We start from the raw sequence: 16,465 nt of genomic DNA on the forward strand, positions 1-16,465 counted from the left end.
CCGCGGCTGTGGAAGAAGCTGCACGTCGAAGCAGGCTGGGAAACCGCGCTGGAATCGGTGTTGCGCGAGCGTCTTGCCGCGCTGGAAGTGTCGAATCTCGACTGGGTCAAGGCTTTCGCGACCGATGCGCCGCCCGCCAAGCTCGCCTTTTATGCGCCGCCGGCAGCCGGAGCGCCGGTCGCGACGCCGCCCGCCTTGCGGCCGCTGCTATCGCTGGTGCGCATTGACGACGCCGGTCTGCGTGCGGTGTTGAACGACTGGCTGGGTCTCGCTTTTGTCGCCGACGATCTTGCCCAGGCGCTCTCGCTGCGTTCGCAACTGCCGGAGGGCGGCTCATTTGTCGTCAAGGCAGGTCATGTCGTGACGCGCGTCGGCGTGCAACTCTATGCTGCCGATTCCGAACAGGCCGGCATGCTGGCTCGCCAGCAGGAAATTGAAAACCTGACGCGTCAGGTGCGCGCCCAGGGGCTGCTCGCGGACGAAGCCAAGACGGCGGCGATTCGCGCCGAAGCGGCTCATACGCAGGCATCGCAGACGCTGACAGACGTGCGCCAGCAGGCCGAGCGTGCCACCCAACGCGTGCACGCGCTGCAGATGGATGTGCTCAAGCTCACGCAGGCGCACGAGCGCTACATGCAGCGCAGCACGCAGATCCGCGAGGAACTCGAAGAGATCACCGCGCAGATCGATGAGCAGCGCGCCTTGCGCGGCGAGTCGGAAGCGAACTTCGAACGTCACGACGCGGAACTGGCCGAATTGCAGGCGCGTTTCGAAGACAACCAGTTGGCCTTCGAAGCCCTCGACGAAGAACTGACCGCTGCGCGCGCGCAGTCGCGCGATCTTGATCGCGCCGCCACGGATGCACGCTTTGCCGCGCGCAACATGGCGAACCGCATTGACGAGCTGAAGCGCAGCATTCAGGTGGCACATGAGCAGAGCGAGCGGGTTGCCGCATCGCTTGAAGACGCTCGGGCTGAACTCGAAACGATCAACGAGCAGACCGCGCATACCGGTCTGCAAGGCGCGCTGGAAATCCGCGCGGTCAAGGAAGAGGCGCTGCATGCCGCGCGTCTCGAGCTGGACGACCTGACCGCCAAGCTGCGCGCCGCCGACGAGACGCGTCTCACGGCAGAACGTGCACTGCAGCCGCTGCGCGACCGCATTACCGAGTTGCAGTTGAAGGAGCAGGCCGCACGCCTGAATGCCGAGCAGTTTATCGAGCAGCTCGCTGCGGCCGGCGTCGACGAGGCTGAATTGCAGGCGAAGCTGACGCCGGACATGAAGCCGTCCTACCTGCAAGGCGAAGTCACGCGGCTGAACAACGCCATCGCTGCGCTCGGACCGGTGAATATGGCCGCGCTCGACGAACTGAAGGCCGCAACCGAGCGCAAGAGCTTCCTTGATGCGCAATCAGCTGACCTGAACAGCGCAATCGAAACGCTGGAAGACGCGATTCACAAGATCGATCAGGAAACCCGCACGCTGCTGCAGGGCACCTTCGATCAGGTCAACCTGCATTTCGGCGAGCTGTTCCCGCGTCTGTTCGGCGGTGGCCAGGCCAAGCTGATCATGACTGGCGACGAAATTCTCGACGCCGGCGTGCAGGTCATGGCGCAACCGCCGGGCAAGAAGAACTCGACGATTCACTTGCTGTCGGGCGGCGAGAAAGCGCTGACTGCGACGGCACTCGTGTTCGCGATGTTCCAGTTGAATCCGGCGCCGTTCTGTCTGCTCGACGAAGTGGACGCGCCGCTCGACGACGCCAATACGGAGCGCTTTGCCAATCTCGTGCGCGCAATGTCGGACAAGACCCAGTTCCTGTTCATCTCGCACAACAAGATCGCGATGGAAATGGCCCAGCAACTGATCGGCGTGACGATGCAGGAGCAGGGCGTGTCGCGGATCGTCGCGGTCGACATGGAAACGGCCGCCGGTTTCGCCCAGAATATCGTTTGATACGGACGGCGCGAGCCTGCGCCCCGCTGCGGCAAGGTTGCCGCGCGGCGCAGGCTCAGACGCCGCGCAAACAGAAGAATTGCTGATGGAGCATGCATGGACGAGTTGACACTCGGTTTGATCGGCGCGGGTGCCGTGGTGGTCGGGGGCGTGGTGGTCTACAACGCATGGCAAGGCGCGAAGGTGCGCCGCCGGATGCCGCGGCCGATGCCGGCCGATACTGCGGAGACCTTTGCACGGGACGATCAGGAAGAACAAAGCCCGTTCATCGAACCGGCCCGGCCGACGGCTCGCCGCGAGTCCGTGTCGGATGACGCGACGGATACCGGGTCGCGCGTCGAACCTACCTTCGGCACGGCGGCGCCGCTCGATACGGCTGCGGATATCCAGGCCGAGACGACTACGCCGAATGGTTTCCCTGAGCCGCAAGGCGAGGGCGCGCCAACTAGTGCCGACGAACCCTCTGAGCCGATTCTGCCGGCCGCAACGACGATCTCTTCTGCGCCGCCCGCGATCGTGGATCGGCGCATTGATTGCATCGTGCCGATTCGCCTCGCCGGTCCGCTGGCGGGTGACAAGGTGATTCCGCTTGCGCAGCGTCTGCGTCGTGCGGGCAGCAAGCCGGTGCATATTGAAGGCAAGCCGGAAGGCGGCGGCGCGTGGGAATTGCTGCAGAACGGCGTGCGCTACGAAGAACTGCGCGCAGCCGCGCAGCTGGCTAACCGCAGCGGACCGCTGAATGAATTGGAGTTTTCCGAGTTCGTGACGGGCGTGCAGCAGTTCGCGGATGCGATCGACGCGGCTCCCGAATTCCCCGACATGATGGAGACGGTGGCAATGGCGCGCGAGCTGGACGGTTTTGCTGCCCAGTGCGATGCTCAACTGTCGATCAACGTGCTGTCGGACGGCGCGCCGTGGTCGGCGAACTATGTGCAGGCGGTGGCCTCGCAGGACGGCCTGCTGCTGTCACGCGACGGCACGCGTTTCGTCAAGCTCGACGCCCGGCAAAGCCCGGTATTCATGCTGCAGTTCGGCGATACCAACTTCCTGCGCGACGACCTCACGTACAAGGGCGGCCAGATGATTACGCTGGTGCTCGACGTGCCGGTGGCCGATGAGGATATCCTGCCGTTCCGGTTGATGTGCGACTACGCAAAGTCGTTGTCGGAGCGGATCGGCGGGCGGGTGGTGGACGATGGCCGCAGGCCGCTGCCGGAAACGTCGTTACTGGCGATTGAGAAGCAGTTGATGACGCTCTACGCCAAGCTCGAGCAAGCCGGGATTCCGGCGGGTTCACCGGCTACGCGGCGGTTGTTTAGTCAGTAGACTTTTGGCGGCAGCGGCAGTTTGGTCAGCGCAACGCGCGTCTCGACTGTGCCGCTGCGGTTCGTTTTCACCTATGCCTCGGCGCTTCGGGGTGTGGCCGAGTGCTGCTTCACACCACCGCTAAAATCCACGAACGGCGACCTCGCCAGCGTTGCCGCCGCTCACTTCAGCTTCAGTCCACCTCCTTCGGCCATGCGCCGCCGCTGATCCAGGCCTTGATCGCGGCAACCACCGCTTCATCCTGGCCATTGAAACCGTGATGTCCCATCGCCTCGCAGGGATTGCCACGCGCGTTTCCACCGCTGACAGCGATGAAATCATGACCATCGTCCGCGATACGTTTCGCTGCACTGAACGAACAGAGATAGCAGCCGTCGTCGACGTGATGCACGAAGAGCTGGCGTGCGTGGATCTCTCCGTAGTTGAAGCCGGCCAGCGGCAGCGCCTGACCACGCGCCGGACTGCTTAGCGTCGAGGTATGGATGACAGCATCCCAGGTATCGGGCAGGGCCCGGCCGACAAACGCTGAGGAAACTGTCCCGCGACTCGTGCCGACGAGCACGAGTTTCGCCTGTGGAAAGCGCGTGCGCAGGTCGGCCGCGATACGCGCGAGGTCCTGTGCGTGACGTGGCGACGCGCGGAAGCTATCGGAGTAGCCGCCAGGCTGGTCGGACGGTGCATCGACGAGTGCAGTGGCAAAGCGGTCGTCGACGAGCAAGGTGCGCGCTCGCACGAGGAAGTTATTCTTCAGACCCAGCCGGATAGTGCCGTCGCTCGCCTGCGCTAGTTGCAATGCCCCATCGCCGCCCGCAAACATGACGAGAACCCAGTCTGGGCGACTGCCGTCCTTTTGCGTTAGCAGGTATGAGATCGTCGCGTTATCTGCTACGGGCACAGTGACGACCTGTTCGAGCGCGCAGGCGGGTGCGGCGTGCCAGACGCACAGTGCAATGCAAAGCGACATGGCGAACGAGGTCAGCCGCTTGAGACTACGCCTGATCGCAGTAAAACCCGTCATGGTTGCTCCTCTGGTGGATATGCTGGCACGGCACGTGGCTCATGCCCTTACGGTCGCATTGCGCCCCGCGTGTGTCAATGCAACACAGCTCACGTTGGCCGTTCGGCCAAGGCTAGCCCATGATCGGTGAGGCGGCGTACGAAACTGGCCATCCGGCCAATGTCCACGACGGGCGGTTCCTGAGATAATCTGAAGTCTGAATTTCACCGGCGGATCTTCCGATAGCATGGCCCGAACCACCGTCCCTGACCCAGCAACGAGCAGCCCGGCCAAGCGTGCCGTGTGGTTGCGCGCGGAACTCGAACGCGCGAATCACGCGTACTACGTACTCGACCAACCGGACCTGCCGGATGCGGAATACGACAAGCTCTTCAAGGAGCTGCAGCAGATCGAGACGGAACATCCGGATTTGATCACGCCGGACTCGCCCACCCAGCGCGTCGGTGGCGAGGCCGCGAGCGGCTTCGAACCGGTCGTGCACGACCAGCCAATGCTCTCGCTGAACAACGGCTTCGCCGACGAAGACATCGCGGCGTTCGACAAGCGCATTGCCGACGCGCTCGGCAAATCGCCGGTCAGTTACGCGAGCGAGCTCAAGTTCGACGGTCTGGCCATTTCCCTGCGCTATGTGGACGGCCACTTCGTGCAAGCGTCCACACGCGGTGACGGAACTACCGGCGAAGACGTGACCGGCAATGTCCGCACGATCCGCTCCATTCCGTTGACGCTCAAGGGCAAGCACGTGCCGAAGGTGCTCGACGTCCGTGGCGAAGTGCTGATGTTCAAACGCGATTTCGAACGTCTCAACGAGCGGCAACGTGCGGCGGGTCTGAAGGAATTTGCCAACCCGCGTAACGCTGCGGCCGGCAGTTTGCGCCAGCTCGATTCGAAGATCACGGCGCAGCGCCCGCTGTCTTTCTTCGCCTATGGAATCGGCGTGCTCGACGGCGAGCCGATGCCGGCTACCCATAGCGCGCTGCTCGATTGGTATGGGGAAATGGGCTTGCCGGTCAACAGCGAGCGAGCGGTCGTGGAGGGCGTGGAGGGGTTGCTGGGGTTCTTCCACAAGGTGGGCGAGAAACGTGACGGGCTACCGTACGACATCGACGGCGTGGTGTACAAGGTCAACGCCCGCGTTGAGCAGGACGTACTCGGCTTCGTCTCGCGCGCTCCACGCTTTGCGCTCGCGCACAAGTTTCCGGCCCAGGAAGCGCTGACAAAGCTGCTGGCGATCGACGTGCAGGTCGGCCGTACGGGAGCGATCACGCCCGTGGCGCGTCTCGAGCCGGTATTCGTCGGCGGCGCGACGGTGACGAATGCCACGTTGCACAACGAAGACGAAGTGCGGCGCAAAGACATCCGCATCGGCGACACCGTGATCGTACGGCGCGCTGGGGACGTGATCCCGGAAGTCGTCAGCGCGCTCATGGACCGGCGTCCGGCGGACGCCGCCGAGTTCGTGATGCCCACGCAGTGTCCAATTTGCGGCTCGGCCATCGAACGCCTGCCCGACGAGGCGATCGCCCGCTGCACCGGTGGCCTGTTTTGTCCGGCACAGCGCAAGCAGGCACTGTGGCACTTCGCGCAACGCCGCGCGCTGGATATCGACGGGCTCGGCGAGAAGATCATCGACCAACTGGTCGAACTGAAGCTAGTGCGTACGCCGGCCGATCTGTTCAACCTCGGTTTTGCGACGTTGGCCGAGCTCGACCGTTTCGCCGAAAAATCAGCGCAGAACCTGCTCGACTCGCTCGAAAAGGCCAAGCACACGACCCTTGGCCGTTTCCTTTATGCGCTCGGAATTCGTCAGGTGGGCGAATCGACGGCGAAGGATCTGGCAAAGCACTTCGGTTCGCTCGATCCGATCATGAACGCCACGGTCGAGGAGCTACTGGAAGTAAATGATGTGGGGCCGGTGGTGGCCGAGTCGATTCATCAGTTTTTCGCCGAAGAGCACAACCGGACGGTGATCGAACAGTTGCGCGCGCCGGGCAAGGTGACGTGGTCGGACGGGCCCCCGGCGCCCAAAGCGCCTCAAGGCTTGCTGGCCGGCAAGACGATTGTGCTGACGGGCACTTTACCGACGTTGGCCCGCGAAGAAGCGAAGGAAATGCTTGAAGCGGCGGGTGCCAAGGTGGCCGGTTCCGTGTCGAAGAAAACCGATTACGTCGTGGCCGGCGCCGAGGCAGGCAGCAAACTTGTGAAAGCTGAGGAACTCGGCATCCCCGTGCTCGACGAAGATGGTATGCGTAAGCTCCTGGAGGGGCAGATAACATGATCCGCGAAATTCTCAAGATGGGCGATCCGCGCCTTTTGCGCATCGCCGCCCCGGTCGACCACTTCGACACGCCCGACCTGCATGCTCTGATCAAGGATATGTTCGAGACCATGCACGACGCCAATGGCGCGGGGCTCGCCGCGCCGCAGATAGGGGTCGACCTGCAGGTCGTGATTTTCGGCTTTGGGCACAACGAACGCTATCCGGATGCGCCGTCGGTGCCGGAAACGGTGCTGATCAACCCGACCATTACCCCGGTGTCGCAGGACATGGAGGAGGGTTGGGAGGGCTGTCTTTCGGTGCCGGGTCTGCGCGGCGCTGTCAGCCGTTTTTCGATGATCCGTTATCACGGCTTCGACCAGTTCGGCAATCCGATCGACCGTGTCGCCGAGGGCTTCCATGCCCGCGTCGTCCAGCATGAGTGCGATCATCTGATCGGCAAGCTCTACCCGATGCGGATCAACGATTTCGCGAAGTTCGGCTTCACGGAAGTACTGTTTCCGGACCTGGATCCGAATAGCGACGACTGAGCGGAAGGGCGCCTACAGCGCATGACGCCACCGCGCTCGATGCGTGTGGCGGCTGCGCCGCCACACGATCAGGCTTAAAACGACTCGTCGTGCGCCAGGTAGCGCCATTGCCCGGGAGGCAACGCACCAAGCGGCACGCTACCCATACGCACGCGCTTGAGGCCAACAACTTCCAGGCCGACCAGCTCGCACATGCGCCGGATCTGCCGTTTCTTGCCTTCACGCAGCACGATGCGCAACTGTTCGCCGTTCTGCCAGCTGACCTTGGCCGGCTTGAGCGGCACGTCGTCGAGCTCCAGACCGTGACGTAGCAGTTCGATACTTTCGAGGGGGAAGTGTTTGTCGATCTCGGTCGTCATCTCGCCGTAGGTCACGCGCACCAGATACTCCTTCTCGACCTCCGAATGCCCACCGATCAGCCGTTTCGCGATCCGACCGTCCTGGGTCAGCACCAGCAGGCCGGTGGAGTCGATGTCGAGTCGGCCCGCGGGGGCGAGTTGACGCAAATGCGACACTGAGAAGCGGATATCAGAGTTGTCGGCTTCCCAGCGGTTTTCCGGTGTTACGAGCGTGACGGCTGGCTGATAGCCGTCCTCAGCCTGCCCGGACACATAGCCAACCGGCTTGTGGATGAGGATCGTGACGAGACGCGCCTGAATCGCTTGCGCGGCCGGGTCGATTTCGATGCGCTGGTCCGGGCGGACCTTGGAGCCGAGCGTGTCGATTTTTTCGCCGTCGACGCGCACCCAGCCATTTTCGATCCACTCGTCCGCTTCACGGCGCGAACACAGACCAAGTTCTGACATCAGCTTCGACAGGCGCAGCGTGCCGGGGGCGTCGTCGCGATCGCGGCGATTTGCGGCAGCCGGCCGCGAAGCGGATTCTTCACTGCGCTCGGGACGCGGCGGCTTGTCGGCGCGCGCCGGACGAGCGCGTTCGGCGGTGAAGCGGCTGCCGGGGGCGGCGTTGTCGTTGCTGCGTGGCCCGCGGGGGCCGGCAGGGCGGTCCGAATGTTCTGCGCGCGGCGGCCGATCGCCGAACCCGCGTGCGGCAGGTGCTCGCGCTCCACGATCCTCGCGCGGCGCGCGTTCGGCGCGATCTCCGTATGCACGCTTGACGGGCGTGGCGAACGAGCGCTCGCCGCGCTCGGACGGGGTGCGCTCACTTGAGGCCGGGCGCCCTTCGCGTCCGGCTGTGGTGCCACGTGCGCTTTCGTCGCGCGGCGCCCGGTCGAACGTGCGGCGCTCGTCGGAGCCGCTGCGGCCGGCGCCAAAGCGCGGGCGCTCAGACGTGCCACGTTCACGCGACTTTCCAGGTTCGTTGTTTCCCGGGCGTTCTCCACGCGGGCCGGTGTTGAAGCTGCCGCCAGCGCGCGGGGCGGTGGCGCGGCGGGTGTCGTCTGCGCCACGCGGGCCACGCGGTGCACCAAAGGCCGGACGGCGCGTGCCTTCGTCGCGGGCAAAACGCGCGGGCCCCTCGCCTTCAGCGCGCCGCGGCGCGCGGTCACCCTCAGAACGGCGCGGAGCGCCACCGGGACTTTCGCGACGAGGTGCTCGCTCGCTACGGTCACCTGCTGCGAAACTGCGCGGCGGGCGTTCAGTGCGTTCGCCATCGAACTTGCGTGGTGCGCGTTCAGTGCGTTCGCCGTCGAACTTGCGCGGCGGACGTTCGGTGCGCTCACCGTCGAACTTGCGTGGCGGACGTTCGGTGCGTTCGCCGTCGAACTTGCGTGGAGGACGTTCAGTGCGTTCACCATCAAACTTCCGCGGCGCACGCTCACCACGCTCGCTCTCAAACCGTCGCGGCGCTCCCGCATCACCATCACGGCGCGGCGGCCGATCAGACGACGCACGCCGTGCAGCGCCACCAGCACCCGCATCGCGATCGCGCGAAAAAGAACCTTCCGCTCGCGGCGGCCGTGCGCCGCCTTGGGTGCGGCCAGCGCCACCCGCAAAACCCGCCGGCTTGGCCGCCGGTCGTTTGCCGGCCCCAGCCGGCTTGGCTTCCCGCCCACCGGCGGCCGGCGTGGCGGGCCGTGGCCCGGCAGGGCGCGTCGGCTTACGCGCGGTCGTACTACCCGAGCGAACAGGGGCGCGTTCGGACGAAGCCGACCGCGGATGCTTGGCTGTCAATTTGACTCGCATGAAATCTCACACTGCGATCGCGCGCAGCAGTTCGGTCTCGACCTGAATTTGCAGGCGGTTGTCCGAGAGGCCGCGTCCATCCAGCAGGAACACGTCCTCTACGCGTTCGCCGAGCGTATTGATCCGCGCCGATTGGACGCCGACCTGGTGCTCGGCCAGCACGCGCGCGATCGAATAAAGAAGGCCTGGCCGGTCGTTCGCCGACACGGACAGGATGTAGTACTGGCCACGTTCGTCGGCCCGAAGGTCGACGCGCGGCGTCACAGGGAAGGTTCGCGACAGGCGCGACAGGCGCCCCTTCGACGGATCCGGCAGCAGGGTGCCGTCTGCCGTGAGGCGTGCGGCCAGTTCCTGTTCCACCAGATTGGCGATGTCACGATAATGCACGTCTTCTTCGGTGTGCTGGACAATAAAATTATCCAGCGCGTAGCCGTGCCGGGTCGTGCTGACGCGAGCGTCGAGCACCGACAGCCCGTTCTTGTCGAAGTATGCGCAAATGCCGGCAAAGAGGTCAGGGCGGTCCTTCACATAAACCAGCACCTGCAGGGCTTCACCAACTGGCGACGGACGCGCGCGGACGATCGGCGTAGGCGTTTCGACATGCCGGTGCAGCACACGCGTTTGCCACGCGATATCCGCCGCGTCGTGGCGCAGGAAATAGCCGACGTCGAGCTTGTCCCACAGCGCCTGGTGCGCATTCTCCGGCACCGTTTCGAGTCGCAGCAGCGCAAGCGCCTCTTCCTGGCGCGACTTCAGTTCGGAGTGCGCATCAGGGCGCGCGCCGCCGAGCACCGCAAGCGTCGCCCGGTAAAGGTCTTCGAGCAGCTTGCCTTTCCAGGTGTTCCAGACCTTCGGGCTGGTACCGCGAATGTCGGCCACCGTCAGCAGGTACAGCGCTGTCAGACGCCGTTCGGTGCCCACCAGCTCCGCAAAGCGCTTGATGACTTCAGGGTCGCTCGTGTCCTGCTTCTGCGCGACCTGGCTCATTGTCAGATGATGCTGCACCAGCCACACCACCAGATCACCGTCGCCGTTTTCGATGCCGTGTTCGCGGCAAAAGCGCCGCGCGTCGGCCATGCCGAGCGTGGAATGGTCGCCGCCGCGGCCCTTGGCGATGTCATGAAACAGCGCCGCCACGTACAGTACCCACGGACGCTCGAAGTTGGCGATCAACTGGCTGCAGAACGGGTATTCGTGCGCATGTTCCGCAATGGCGAAGCGGCGCAGGTTGCGCAGCACCATCAGGATATGCTGGTCGACCGTGTAGACGTGATACAGGTCATGCTGCATCTGCCCGACGATACGGCGGAAATTCAGCAGGTAGCGCCCGAGGACGCTGGTCTGGTTCATCAACCGCAGCGCGTGCGTGATGCCGGCGGGCTGCTTGAGAATCTCCATGAACAGGTGGCGGTTCTCCGGATCGCGGCGCCAGTGCTGATCCATCGCGTCGCGCGCGTTGTAGATCGCGCGCAGCGTGCGCGCCGACAGACCCTTCACCCCAGGCGTTTGCTCGTATAGCAGAAACGCTTCGAGGATCGCGTTCGGCTCGCGTTCAAATACGTCGTCGCGGGCGATTTCGAGCATGCCCTGTTTCTCGACGAAACGCTCCGATAAGACCCGCGTGATACCGCTCGTGTTCGGAAACAGTTGCGCTTCGATATTCTGGATCAGGATGGTCGACAACTGGGTGACCGCCTTGGCGGCCCAGTAGTAGCGGCGCATCAACTGCTCGCTGGCGCGTTTGGTGGCGGTCGGCTTATAGCCGAAGCTTTCGGCCACCGCCGTCTGCAGATCGAACACCAGGATGTCCTGGCGACGTCCCGCAATCACGTGCAGCCGGGCGCGCAGCGCCTTCAGAAAACCTTCGTTGCGCTCGAGTTCGCGAGCTTCGCGCTCGGTAATCAGGCCGCGTGTCTCCAGTTCGTGCCAACTGCTGCCGAAGCCAGCCGCCTGGGTTACCCACAGGATCAGTTGGAGATCGCGCAGTCCGCCGGGGCTTTCCTTGATGTTCGGCTCAAGCGCGTAGGGCGTATCCTGGAATTTGGCATGCCGCTGGCGCATCTCCAGCACTTTCGCCTGGAAGAACGCGCGCGGATCGAGCGCCGCGCGATAACGTTGCGCGAATTCATCGAACAGCGCGCTGCTGCCGGTGATGCGGCGCGCCTCCAGCAGCGAGGTGCGCACGGTGACGTCATTGGCCGCCTCTTCGAGGCACTGCGAGACGGAGCGAACGCTGCTGCCAAGCTCCAGTCCCAGATCCCACGCGAGGCTGATGAAGCGTTCGATGCGCGCTTCGAGATGCGCGATCGGCTGATCGGGCAGCAAGACCAGAATGTCGATGTCCGAATGCGGCGCCAGTTCGCCGCGTCCATACCCACCCACGGCCAGCAGAGCGAGGGACGGCGGCAGGTCGCAGGCGTTCCATGCGGCGCGCAGCGACTCGTCGGTGGTGCGCGCGAGGGCGGCCATCAACGATTCGACGTTGGTTGCCAGCCTGAAGCGTTCCAGCAGCCTGGCTTTGGCCACCTTGTAGTCGGCTTTGAGCGATGTGGCATCGGAAGGGGCGACGGCTGGAACACTGCTCATGGGCGCGCGTGGGTGGGAACGAGGGACGGTCAGGCCGCAGTGGCCGAGGCGACAACCGGCGGACGCGCCGGGGTGCCCGCCGAGACGGTCAGCACGTCATAACCGCTTTCGGTCACGAGCACCGTATGTTCCCACTGCGCGGACAGGCTGCGGTCCTTGGTCTTGACAGTCCACTGATCCGGCATGGTGCGGATGTCGCGGCGGCCGGCATTGATCATCGGCTCGATCGTGAAGATCATGCCCGCCTGCAGTTCGAACCCCGTGCCCGGACGGCCGTAATGCAGGATCTGCGGATCTTCGTGGAACACGGTGCTGATCCCATGGCCGCAATATTCGCGGACTACGCTGTAGCCTTGACCTTCGGCGTGCCGCTGGATCGCATAGCCGATGTCGCCGAGATGGGCGCCGGGCCGGACCTGATCGATGCCGAGCCACATGCACTCGAAGGTAGTCTGCACGAGGCGTTTGGCCAGAATCGAGCCTTCGCCGACGATGAACATGCGGCTCGTGTCGCCGAAGTAGCCTTCCTTGATGACGGTGATGTCGATATTCAGTGCGTCGCCGTTCTTCAGCGTCTTGTCGCCCGGGATGCCGTGGCAGATCACGTCGTTGACGGAAATGCAGGTCGCCTTCGGATAGGGTGGGTAGCCGGGCGGCTGATAATTCAGCGGCGCCGGAACCGTGCCCTGTTCCTTCAGCATGTATTCGTGGCACAGACGGTCGAGTTCGCCGGTGGTGATGCCGGCGGCGACGAACGGGGTGATGTAGTCGAGCACTTCGCTTGCGAGGCGGCAGGCGACGCGCATCTGCGCGATATCGTGGTCGTTTTTGAGCGTAATAGCCATGAGTCGGGCCTGAAATGCGGTTATTTGAAGATTATCGCACCATATTCCGGCTCTCGCTGGCTTTTGAGAGGACTGGCTGGCCCGTGGCCGGGTGCAACCCGCCCGCCGTTTCAGGGCTACCGGTCGGGTTGAGTCTGCCGATAGTCACGTGCTATAATCTCTGGCTAAGTCGCTCCACATTATTCTATTTTGTGGAAAGGACTGGCCCGTAGCGATAGTTGCCTGCGCTACAGGAGATTTTCAAGGCAGCAGACTCGCAAGCCGGCAGCACCCAGGGTGTCCGCCGCGTCAGGTCCTCGCACATGGCGAAGACGGCGCGGCCGATGCAGCCGCCGGCTTAAGACCCAACCCTAGCGGAGATTTTCATGGCAGTTACCATGCGTCAAATGCTGGAAGCAGGTGTCCACTTCGGTCACCAAACGCGCTTCTGGAACCCGAAGATGGCCCCCTTCATTTTCGGTCATCGCAACAAGATTCACATCATCAACCTCGAAAAGACGCTGCCGATGTACAACGACGCACTGAAGTATGTGCGTCAGCTGGCAGCTAACCGCGGCACGATCCTGTTCGTCGGCACGAAGCGTCAATCGCGCGACACGATCGCCGAAGAGGCACAACGCGCTGGTATGCCGTTCGTCAACGCACGCTGGCTCGGCGGCATGCTGACCAACTTCAAGACGCTGAAGGTTTCGATCAAGCGCCTGAAGGACATGGAAGCAGCGGTGGAAGCCGGTGAAACGGAACGCATGAGCAAGAAGGAAGCGCTGTTGTTCGAACGCGAAATTCTCAAGCTGCAAAAGTCGATTGGCGGCGTGAAGGACATGGGCGGCATTCCGGACGCAATCTTCGTGGTTGACGTCGGTTACCACAAGATTGCCGTGACCGAAGCCAACAAGCTCGGCGTGCCGGTTATCGCGGTGGTCGACACGAACCACTCGCCGGAAGGCATCGACTACGTGATCCCGGGTAACGACGACGCCAGCAAGGCTGTCGCTCTGTACACGGCTGGCGTGGCTGACGCGATCCTCGAAGGCCGTGCCAACGCGGTCAACGAAGTGGTGCAGGCTGCACGTGGCGGTGACGGCGACGAGTTCGTCGAGGTCAACGCGGAAGCGTAAAGCTGCCCCGTGTCCGGCAAAAAAGGGGGCTTTCTACAGGCCCCCTTTTTTTAAGTCATGACACCTGGCTACAGTGCGAGAAAAATACGCGCTGTGCGGAAACGAATTCTTGCCGCCGGCATCGAAGTGCGGGCGGTATGTGAAAGACAGACTTTAGGAGCAAATGATGGCGGCAATTACCGCAAGCATGGTTGCAGAACTGCGCGCGAAGACCGATGCGCCGATGATGGAATGCAAGAAGGCGCTGACGGAAGCCGACGGCAACATGGAGCGCGCTGAAGAACTGCTGCGCGTGAAGCTCGGCAACAAGGCCAGCAAGGCCGCTTCGCGCGTCACGGCCGAAGGCGTGATCGCCTCGTTCATCGGCGGCGTCGTCGGTGCGATCGTCGAACTGAACTGCGAAACCGACTTCGTTTCGAAGAACGACGACTTCCTGGCTTTCTCCAAGCAGATCGCTGAACTGGTCGCTGCGAAGAACCCGGCTGACGTCGCTGCGCTGGCAGCCCTGCCGCTGGAAGGCTCGACGGTCGATGCAGTGCGCCTCGCGCTGGTCGGCAAGATCGGCGAAAACCTGTCCATCCGCCGTTTCGTGCGTTTCGAAACCGCCAACAAGCTGGCTGCCTACCTGCACGGCACGCGTATCGGCGTGCTGGTCGAGTACACCGGCGCGGACGAGCAGGTCGGCAAGGACGTCGCCATGCACATCGCGGCCATGAAGCCGGTCTCGCTGTCGTCGGACGAAGTCCCGGCAGATCTGATCGCCAAGGAACGTAGCATTGCTGAACAGAAGGCCGCCGAATCGGGCAAGCCGGCTGAAATCGTCGCCAAGATGGTCGACGGCAGCGTGCAAAAGTACCTGAAGGAAGTGTCGCTGCTGAACCAGACGTTCGTTAAGAACGACAAACAGACGATCGAACAGATGCTGAAGGCCGCAGGCTCAAGCGTGCAGAAGTTCGCGCTGTTCGTGGTCGGCGAAGGCATTGAGAAGAAGCAGGACGATTTCGCAGCCGAAGTGGCCGCACAAGTGGCTGCTGCAAAGCAACAATAAGCATCGCCTAAGTTTCAGGTTGTACCGTTGGACCCGCGGTGGGGCAAGACCCTGCCGCGGTCGGCAGCGCCGCAAGGCGGTGCGCGGGTTGACCCTCGCTGTGCCGCCGCCACTGGCGAACCCCAGGGTTCGTCAATTTGGCGACGCTTGCCCGAATCAGTATTTCACCCCTACAGTTAGTTCCTTGTTGTTGCCCTGTTCTGCGCGATCTGGATACCCCTATGCCCACTGCCTATAAACGCGTCCTGCTCAAACTCTCCGGCGAAGCTCTAATGGGCGATGATGCCTTTGGCATCAATCGCGCAACGATCGAAAGAATGGTGGCGGACGTGGCCGAGGTGGTGCGGCTCGGTACGCAGTTGGCCGTGGTGATCGGCGGCGGCAATATTTTCCGTGGAGTGGCAGGCGGCGCGGCGGGTATGGACCGTGCGACGGCCGACTACATGGGGATGCTGGCCACCATGATGAACGCACTGGCGCTGCAGGACGCGATGCGCCACGCCGGTATCGAGGCGCGCGTGCAATCCGCGCTGCGCATGGACCAGGTGGTCGAGCCGTACATTCGCCCCCGGGCGATCCGCCAGCTGGAAGAAGGCAAGGTCGTGATCTTCGCGGCCGGTACCGGCAATCCGTTCTTTACGACGGACACCGCAGCGGCGCTGCGCGGTTCGGAAGTCGGAGCGGAAGTCGTGCTGAAAGCCACCAAGGTGGACGGCGTCTATTCGGCCGACCCGAAGAAAGACCCGACAGCGACGCGCTACACGACGATCAGCTTCGACGAGGCGATCGGCCGCAATCTGCAGGTCATGGACGCGACGGCGTTTGCGCTGTGCCGCGACCAGAAACTGCCGATCCGCGTGTTTTCAATTGTCAAGCCGGGTGCGCTAAAGCGCATTGTGCAGGGCGAGGACGAGGGTACTCTCGTCCACGTGTAAACTCTCGTTCACATAACGTGGGCTTTAACGCGGGCCCGGGCCGCCGCTAATCGCGCGCTGGCCGGCTCGCACCGTTTTGAAGGTTCGGAGGTTTAAAAATGTCTGTGGCTGATATCAGGAAGGGCGTCGAGCAGAAAATGCAGCGCTCGATCGACGCATTCAAGAACGATCTGTCGAAGATCCGCACGGGCCGTGCGCATACGGGCCTGCTCGATCACATCCAGGTCGATTATTATGGCTCGCCGGTGCCGATCTCGCAGGTCGCGAACATGACGCTGATCGATGCGCGTACGATCGGCGTGCAGCCGTGGGAAAAGAAGATGGTGCCGGTCGTCGAAAAGGCGATTCGCGATTCCGATCTGGGCCTGAACCCGGCTACGCAAGGCGACGTGATCCGCGTGCCGATGCCCGCGCTGACCGAAGAACGCCGCCGCGAGCTGACCAAGGTCGCGCGCAGCGAAGCCGAAACGGCCAAGGTCGCGGTGCGCAACCTGCGCCGCGATGCCAACGAGCAACTGAAGAAGCTCGTGAAAGACAAAGAAATTTCCGAAGACGACGAGCGTCGTGCCGGTGACGACGTCCAGAAGTTTACGGACAAGTTCGTCAACGAAATCGACAAGCTCGTGACGACCAAAGAAGCCGAGATCATGACGGTTTGAGGCCGTCAGGCTTCAGCACCTT

The 16,465-nt window shown here is 63.3% G+C and carries 13 protein-coding genes; 8 read left to right on the forward strand and 5 right to left on the reverse strand.

All coding sequences use genetic code 11. The features are described from left to right. Together smc and M0954_RS06130 are read left to right on the forward strand one after the other, a co-directional pair. On the forward strand, positions 1 to 1,956 hold a 1,956-nt coding region (smc, locus tag M0954_RS06125; RefSeq protein WP_297352160.1), incomplete at its 5' end, for a chromosome segregation protein SMC. A 96-nt stretch (positions 1,957 to 2,052) separates the two neighbouring features. Next, entirely contained in the window at positions 2,053 to 3,282 is a 1,230-nt protein-coding gene (locus M0954_RS06130) for a cell division protein ZipA C-terminal FtsZ-binding domain-containing protein (RefSeq protein ID WP_297352161.1), read from the forward strand. A gap of 172 nt (positions 3,283 to 3,454) precedes the next feature. On the opposite strand, the gene M0954_RS06135 is transcribed toward M0954_RS06130, so the two are convergent. After that, the gene (locus tag M0954_RS06135; protein WP_297352162.1) at positions 3,455 to 4,300 is read right to left on the reverse strand and encodes a hypothetical protein; all 846 of its coding nucleotides are present in this window, start codon (positions 4,298 to 4,300) and stop codon (positions 3,455 to 3,457) included. A 226-nt stretch (positions 4,301 to 4,526) separates the two neighbouring features. On the opposite strand from M0954_RS06135, the gene ligA reads away from it, so the two are divergent. Together ligA and def are read left to right on the forward strand one after the other, a co-directional pair. Further along, complete coding sequence (gene ligA, locus M0954_RS06140; protein WP_122155149.1) at positions 4,527 to 6,578, forward strand: NAD-dependent DNA ligase LigA; 2,052 nt, start codon at positions 4,527 to 4,529, stop codon at positions 6,576 to 6,578. After that, a complete protein-coding gene (gene def, locus M0954_RS06145; protein WP_122155148.1) occupies positions 6,575 to 7,108 on the forward strand; it encodes a peptide deformylase in 534 nt (177 codons plus the stop codon). Before ligA ends, def begins: the two co-directional genes overlap by 4 nt. Before the next feature lie 74 nt (positions 7,109 to 7,182). Here the strand turns inward: def and M0954_RS30315 are convergent, their stop codons facing one another. From M0954_RS30315 to map, 4 genes are all read right to left on the reverse strand, one after another. Then, a complete protein-coding gene (locus M0954_RS30315; protein WP_367279493.1) occupies positions 7,183 to 7,914 on the reverse strand; it encodes a pseudouridine synthase in 732 nt (243 codons plus the stop codon). Beyond that, positions 7,914 to 9,056: a hypothetical protein gene (locus tag M0954_RS30320; RefSeq protein WP_367279494.1), complete on the reverse strand. Its 1,143-nt coding sequence runs from the start codon at positions 9,054 to 9,056 to the stop codon at positions 7,914 to 7,916. The genes M0954_RS30315 and M0954_RS30320 overlap by 1 nt, the downstream gene beginning before the upstream one ends. A 202-nt stretch (positions 9,057 to 9,258) precedes the next feature. Continuing rightward, a complete protein-coding gene (locus M0954_RS06155) occupies positions 9,259 to 11,838 on the reverse strand; it encodes a [protein-PII] uridylyltransferase (RefSeq protein ID WP_123387744.1) in 2,580 nt (859 codons plus the stop codon). A gap of 29 nt (positions 11,839 to 11,867) precedes the next feature. Continuing rightward, positions 11,868 to 12,683: a type I methionyl aminopeptidase gene (map, locus tag M0954_RS06160; protein WP_297352163.1), complete on the reverse strand. Its 816-nt coding sequence runs from the start codon at positions 12,681 to 12,683 to the stop codon at positions 11,868 to 11,870. 365 nt (positions 12,684 to 13,048) lie between these two features. On the opposite strand from map, the gene rpsB reads away from it, so the two are divergent. The 4 genes from rpsB (at position 13,049) to frr (ending at position 16,443) form a co-directional block, all read left to right on the forward strand. Continuing rightward, positions 13,049 to 13,801, forward strand: coding sequence for a 30S ribosomal protein S2 (gene rpsB, locus M0954_RS06165; RefSeq protein WP_122155117.1), 753 nt, complete (start codon positions 13,049 to 13,051; stop codon positions 13,799 to 13,801). Positions 13,802 to 13,967: 166 nt separating this feature from the next. Beyond that, entirely contained in the window at positions 13,968 to 14,849 is an 882-nt protein-coding gene (gene tsf / locus M0954_RS06170) for a translation elongation factor Ts (protein WP_297352164.1), read from the forward strand. Between the two features lie 221 nt (positions 14,850 to 15,070). After that, positions 15,071 to 15,784, forward strand: coding sequence for a UMP kinase (pyrH, locus tag M0954_RS06175; protein ID WP_074264280.1), 714 nt, complete (start codon positions 15,071 to 15,073; stop codon positions 15,782 to 15,784). A 98-nt stretch (positions 15,785 to 15,882) separates the two neighbouring features. Next, the gene (gene frr, locus M0954_RS06180; protein ID WP_122155115.1) at positions 15,883 to 16,443 is read left to right on the forward strand and encodes a ribosome recycling factor; all 561 of its coding nucleotides are present in this window, start codon (positions 15,883 to 15,885) and stop codon (positions 16,441 to 16,443) included. Positions 16,444 to 16,465: the final 22 nt, after the last annotated feature.

This window comes from Paraburkholderia sp., assembly GCF_026225065.1.
Lineage (GTDB): Bacteria > Pseudomonadota > Gammaproteobacteria > Burkholderiales > Burkholderiaceae > Paraburkholderia.

Bases quoted from the DNA above. Each gene is read 5' to 3' on its own strand.
- M0954_RS06130 (WP_297352161.1), top strand. From the start codon at position 2,053: ATGGACGAGTTGACACTCGGTTTGATCGGCGCGGGTGCCGTGGTGGTC.
- M0954_RS06135 (WP_297352162.1), bottom strand. From the start codon at position 4,300: ATGACGGGTTTTACTGCGATCAGGCGTAGTCTCAAGCGGCTGACCTCG.
- ligA (WP_122155149.1), top strand. From the start codon at position 4,527: ATGGCCCGAACCACCGTCCCTGACCCAGCAACGAGCAGCCCGGCCAAG.
- def (WP_122155148.1), top strand. From the start codon at position 6,575: ATGATCCGCGAAATTCTCAAGATGGGCGATCCGCGCCTTTTGCGCATC.
- M0954_RS30315 (WP_367279493.1), bottom strand. From the start codon at position 7,914: ATGTCAGAACTTGGTCTGTGTTCGCGCCGTGAAGCGGACGAGTGGATC.
- M0954_RS06155 (WP_123387744.1), bottom strand. From the start codon at position 11,838: ATGAGCAGTGTTCCAGCCGTCGCCCCTTCCGATGCCACATCGCTCAAA.
- map (WP_297352163.1), bottom strand. From the start codon at position 12,683: ATGGCTATTACGCTCAAAAACGACCACGATATCGCGCAGATGCGCGTC.
- rpsB (WP_122155117.1), top strand. From the start codon at position 13,049: ATGGCAGTTACCATGCGTCAAATGCTGGAAGCAGGTGTCCACTTCGGT.
- tsf (WP_297352164.1), top strand. From the start codon at position 13,968: ATGGCGGCAATTACCGCAAGCATGGTTGCAGAACTGCGCGCGAAGACC.
- pyrH (WP_074264280.1), top strand. From the start codon at position 15,071: ATGCCCACTGCCTATAAACGCGTCCTGCTCAAACTCTCCGGCGAAGCT.
- frr (WP_122155115.1), top strand. From the start codon at position 15,883: ATGTCTGTGGCTGATATCAGGAAGGGCGTCGAGCAGAAAATGCAGCGC.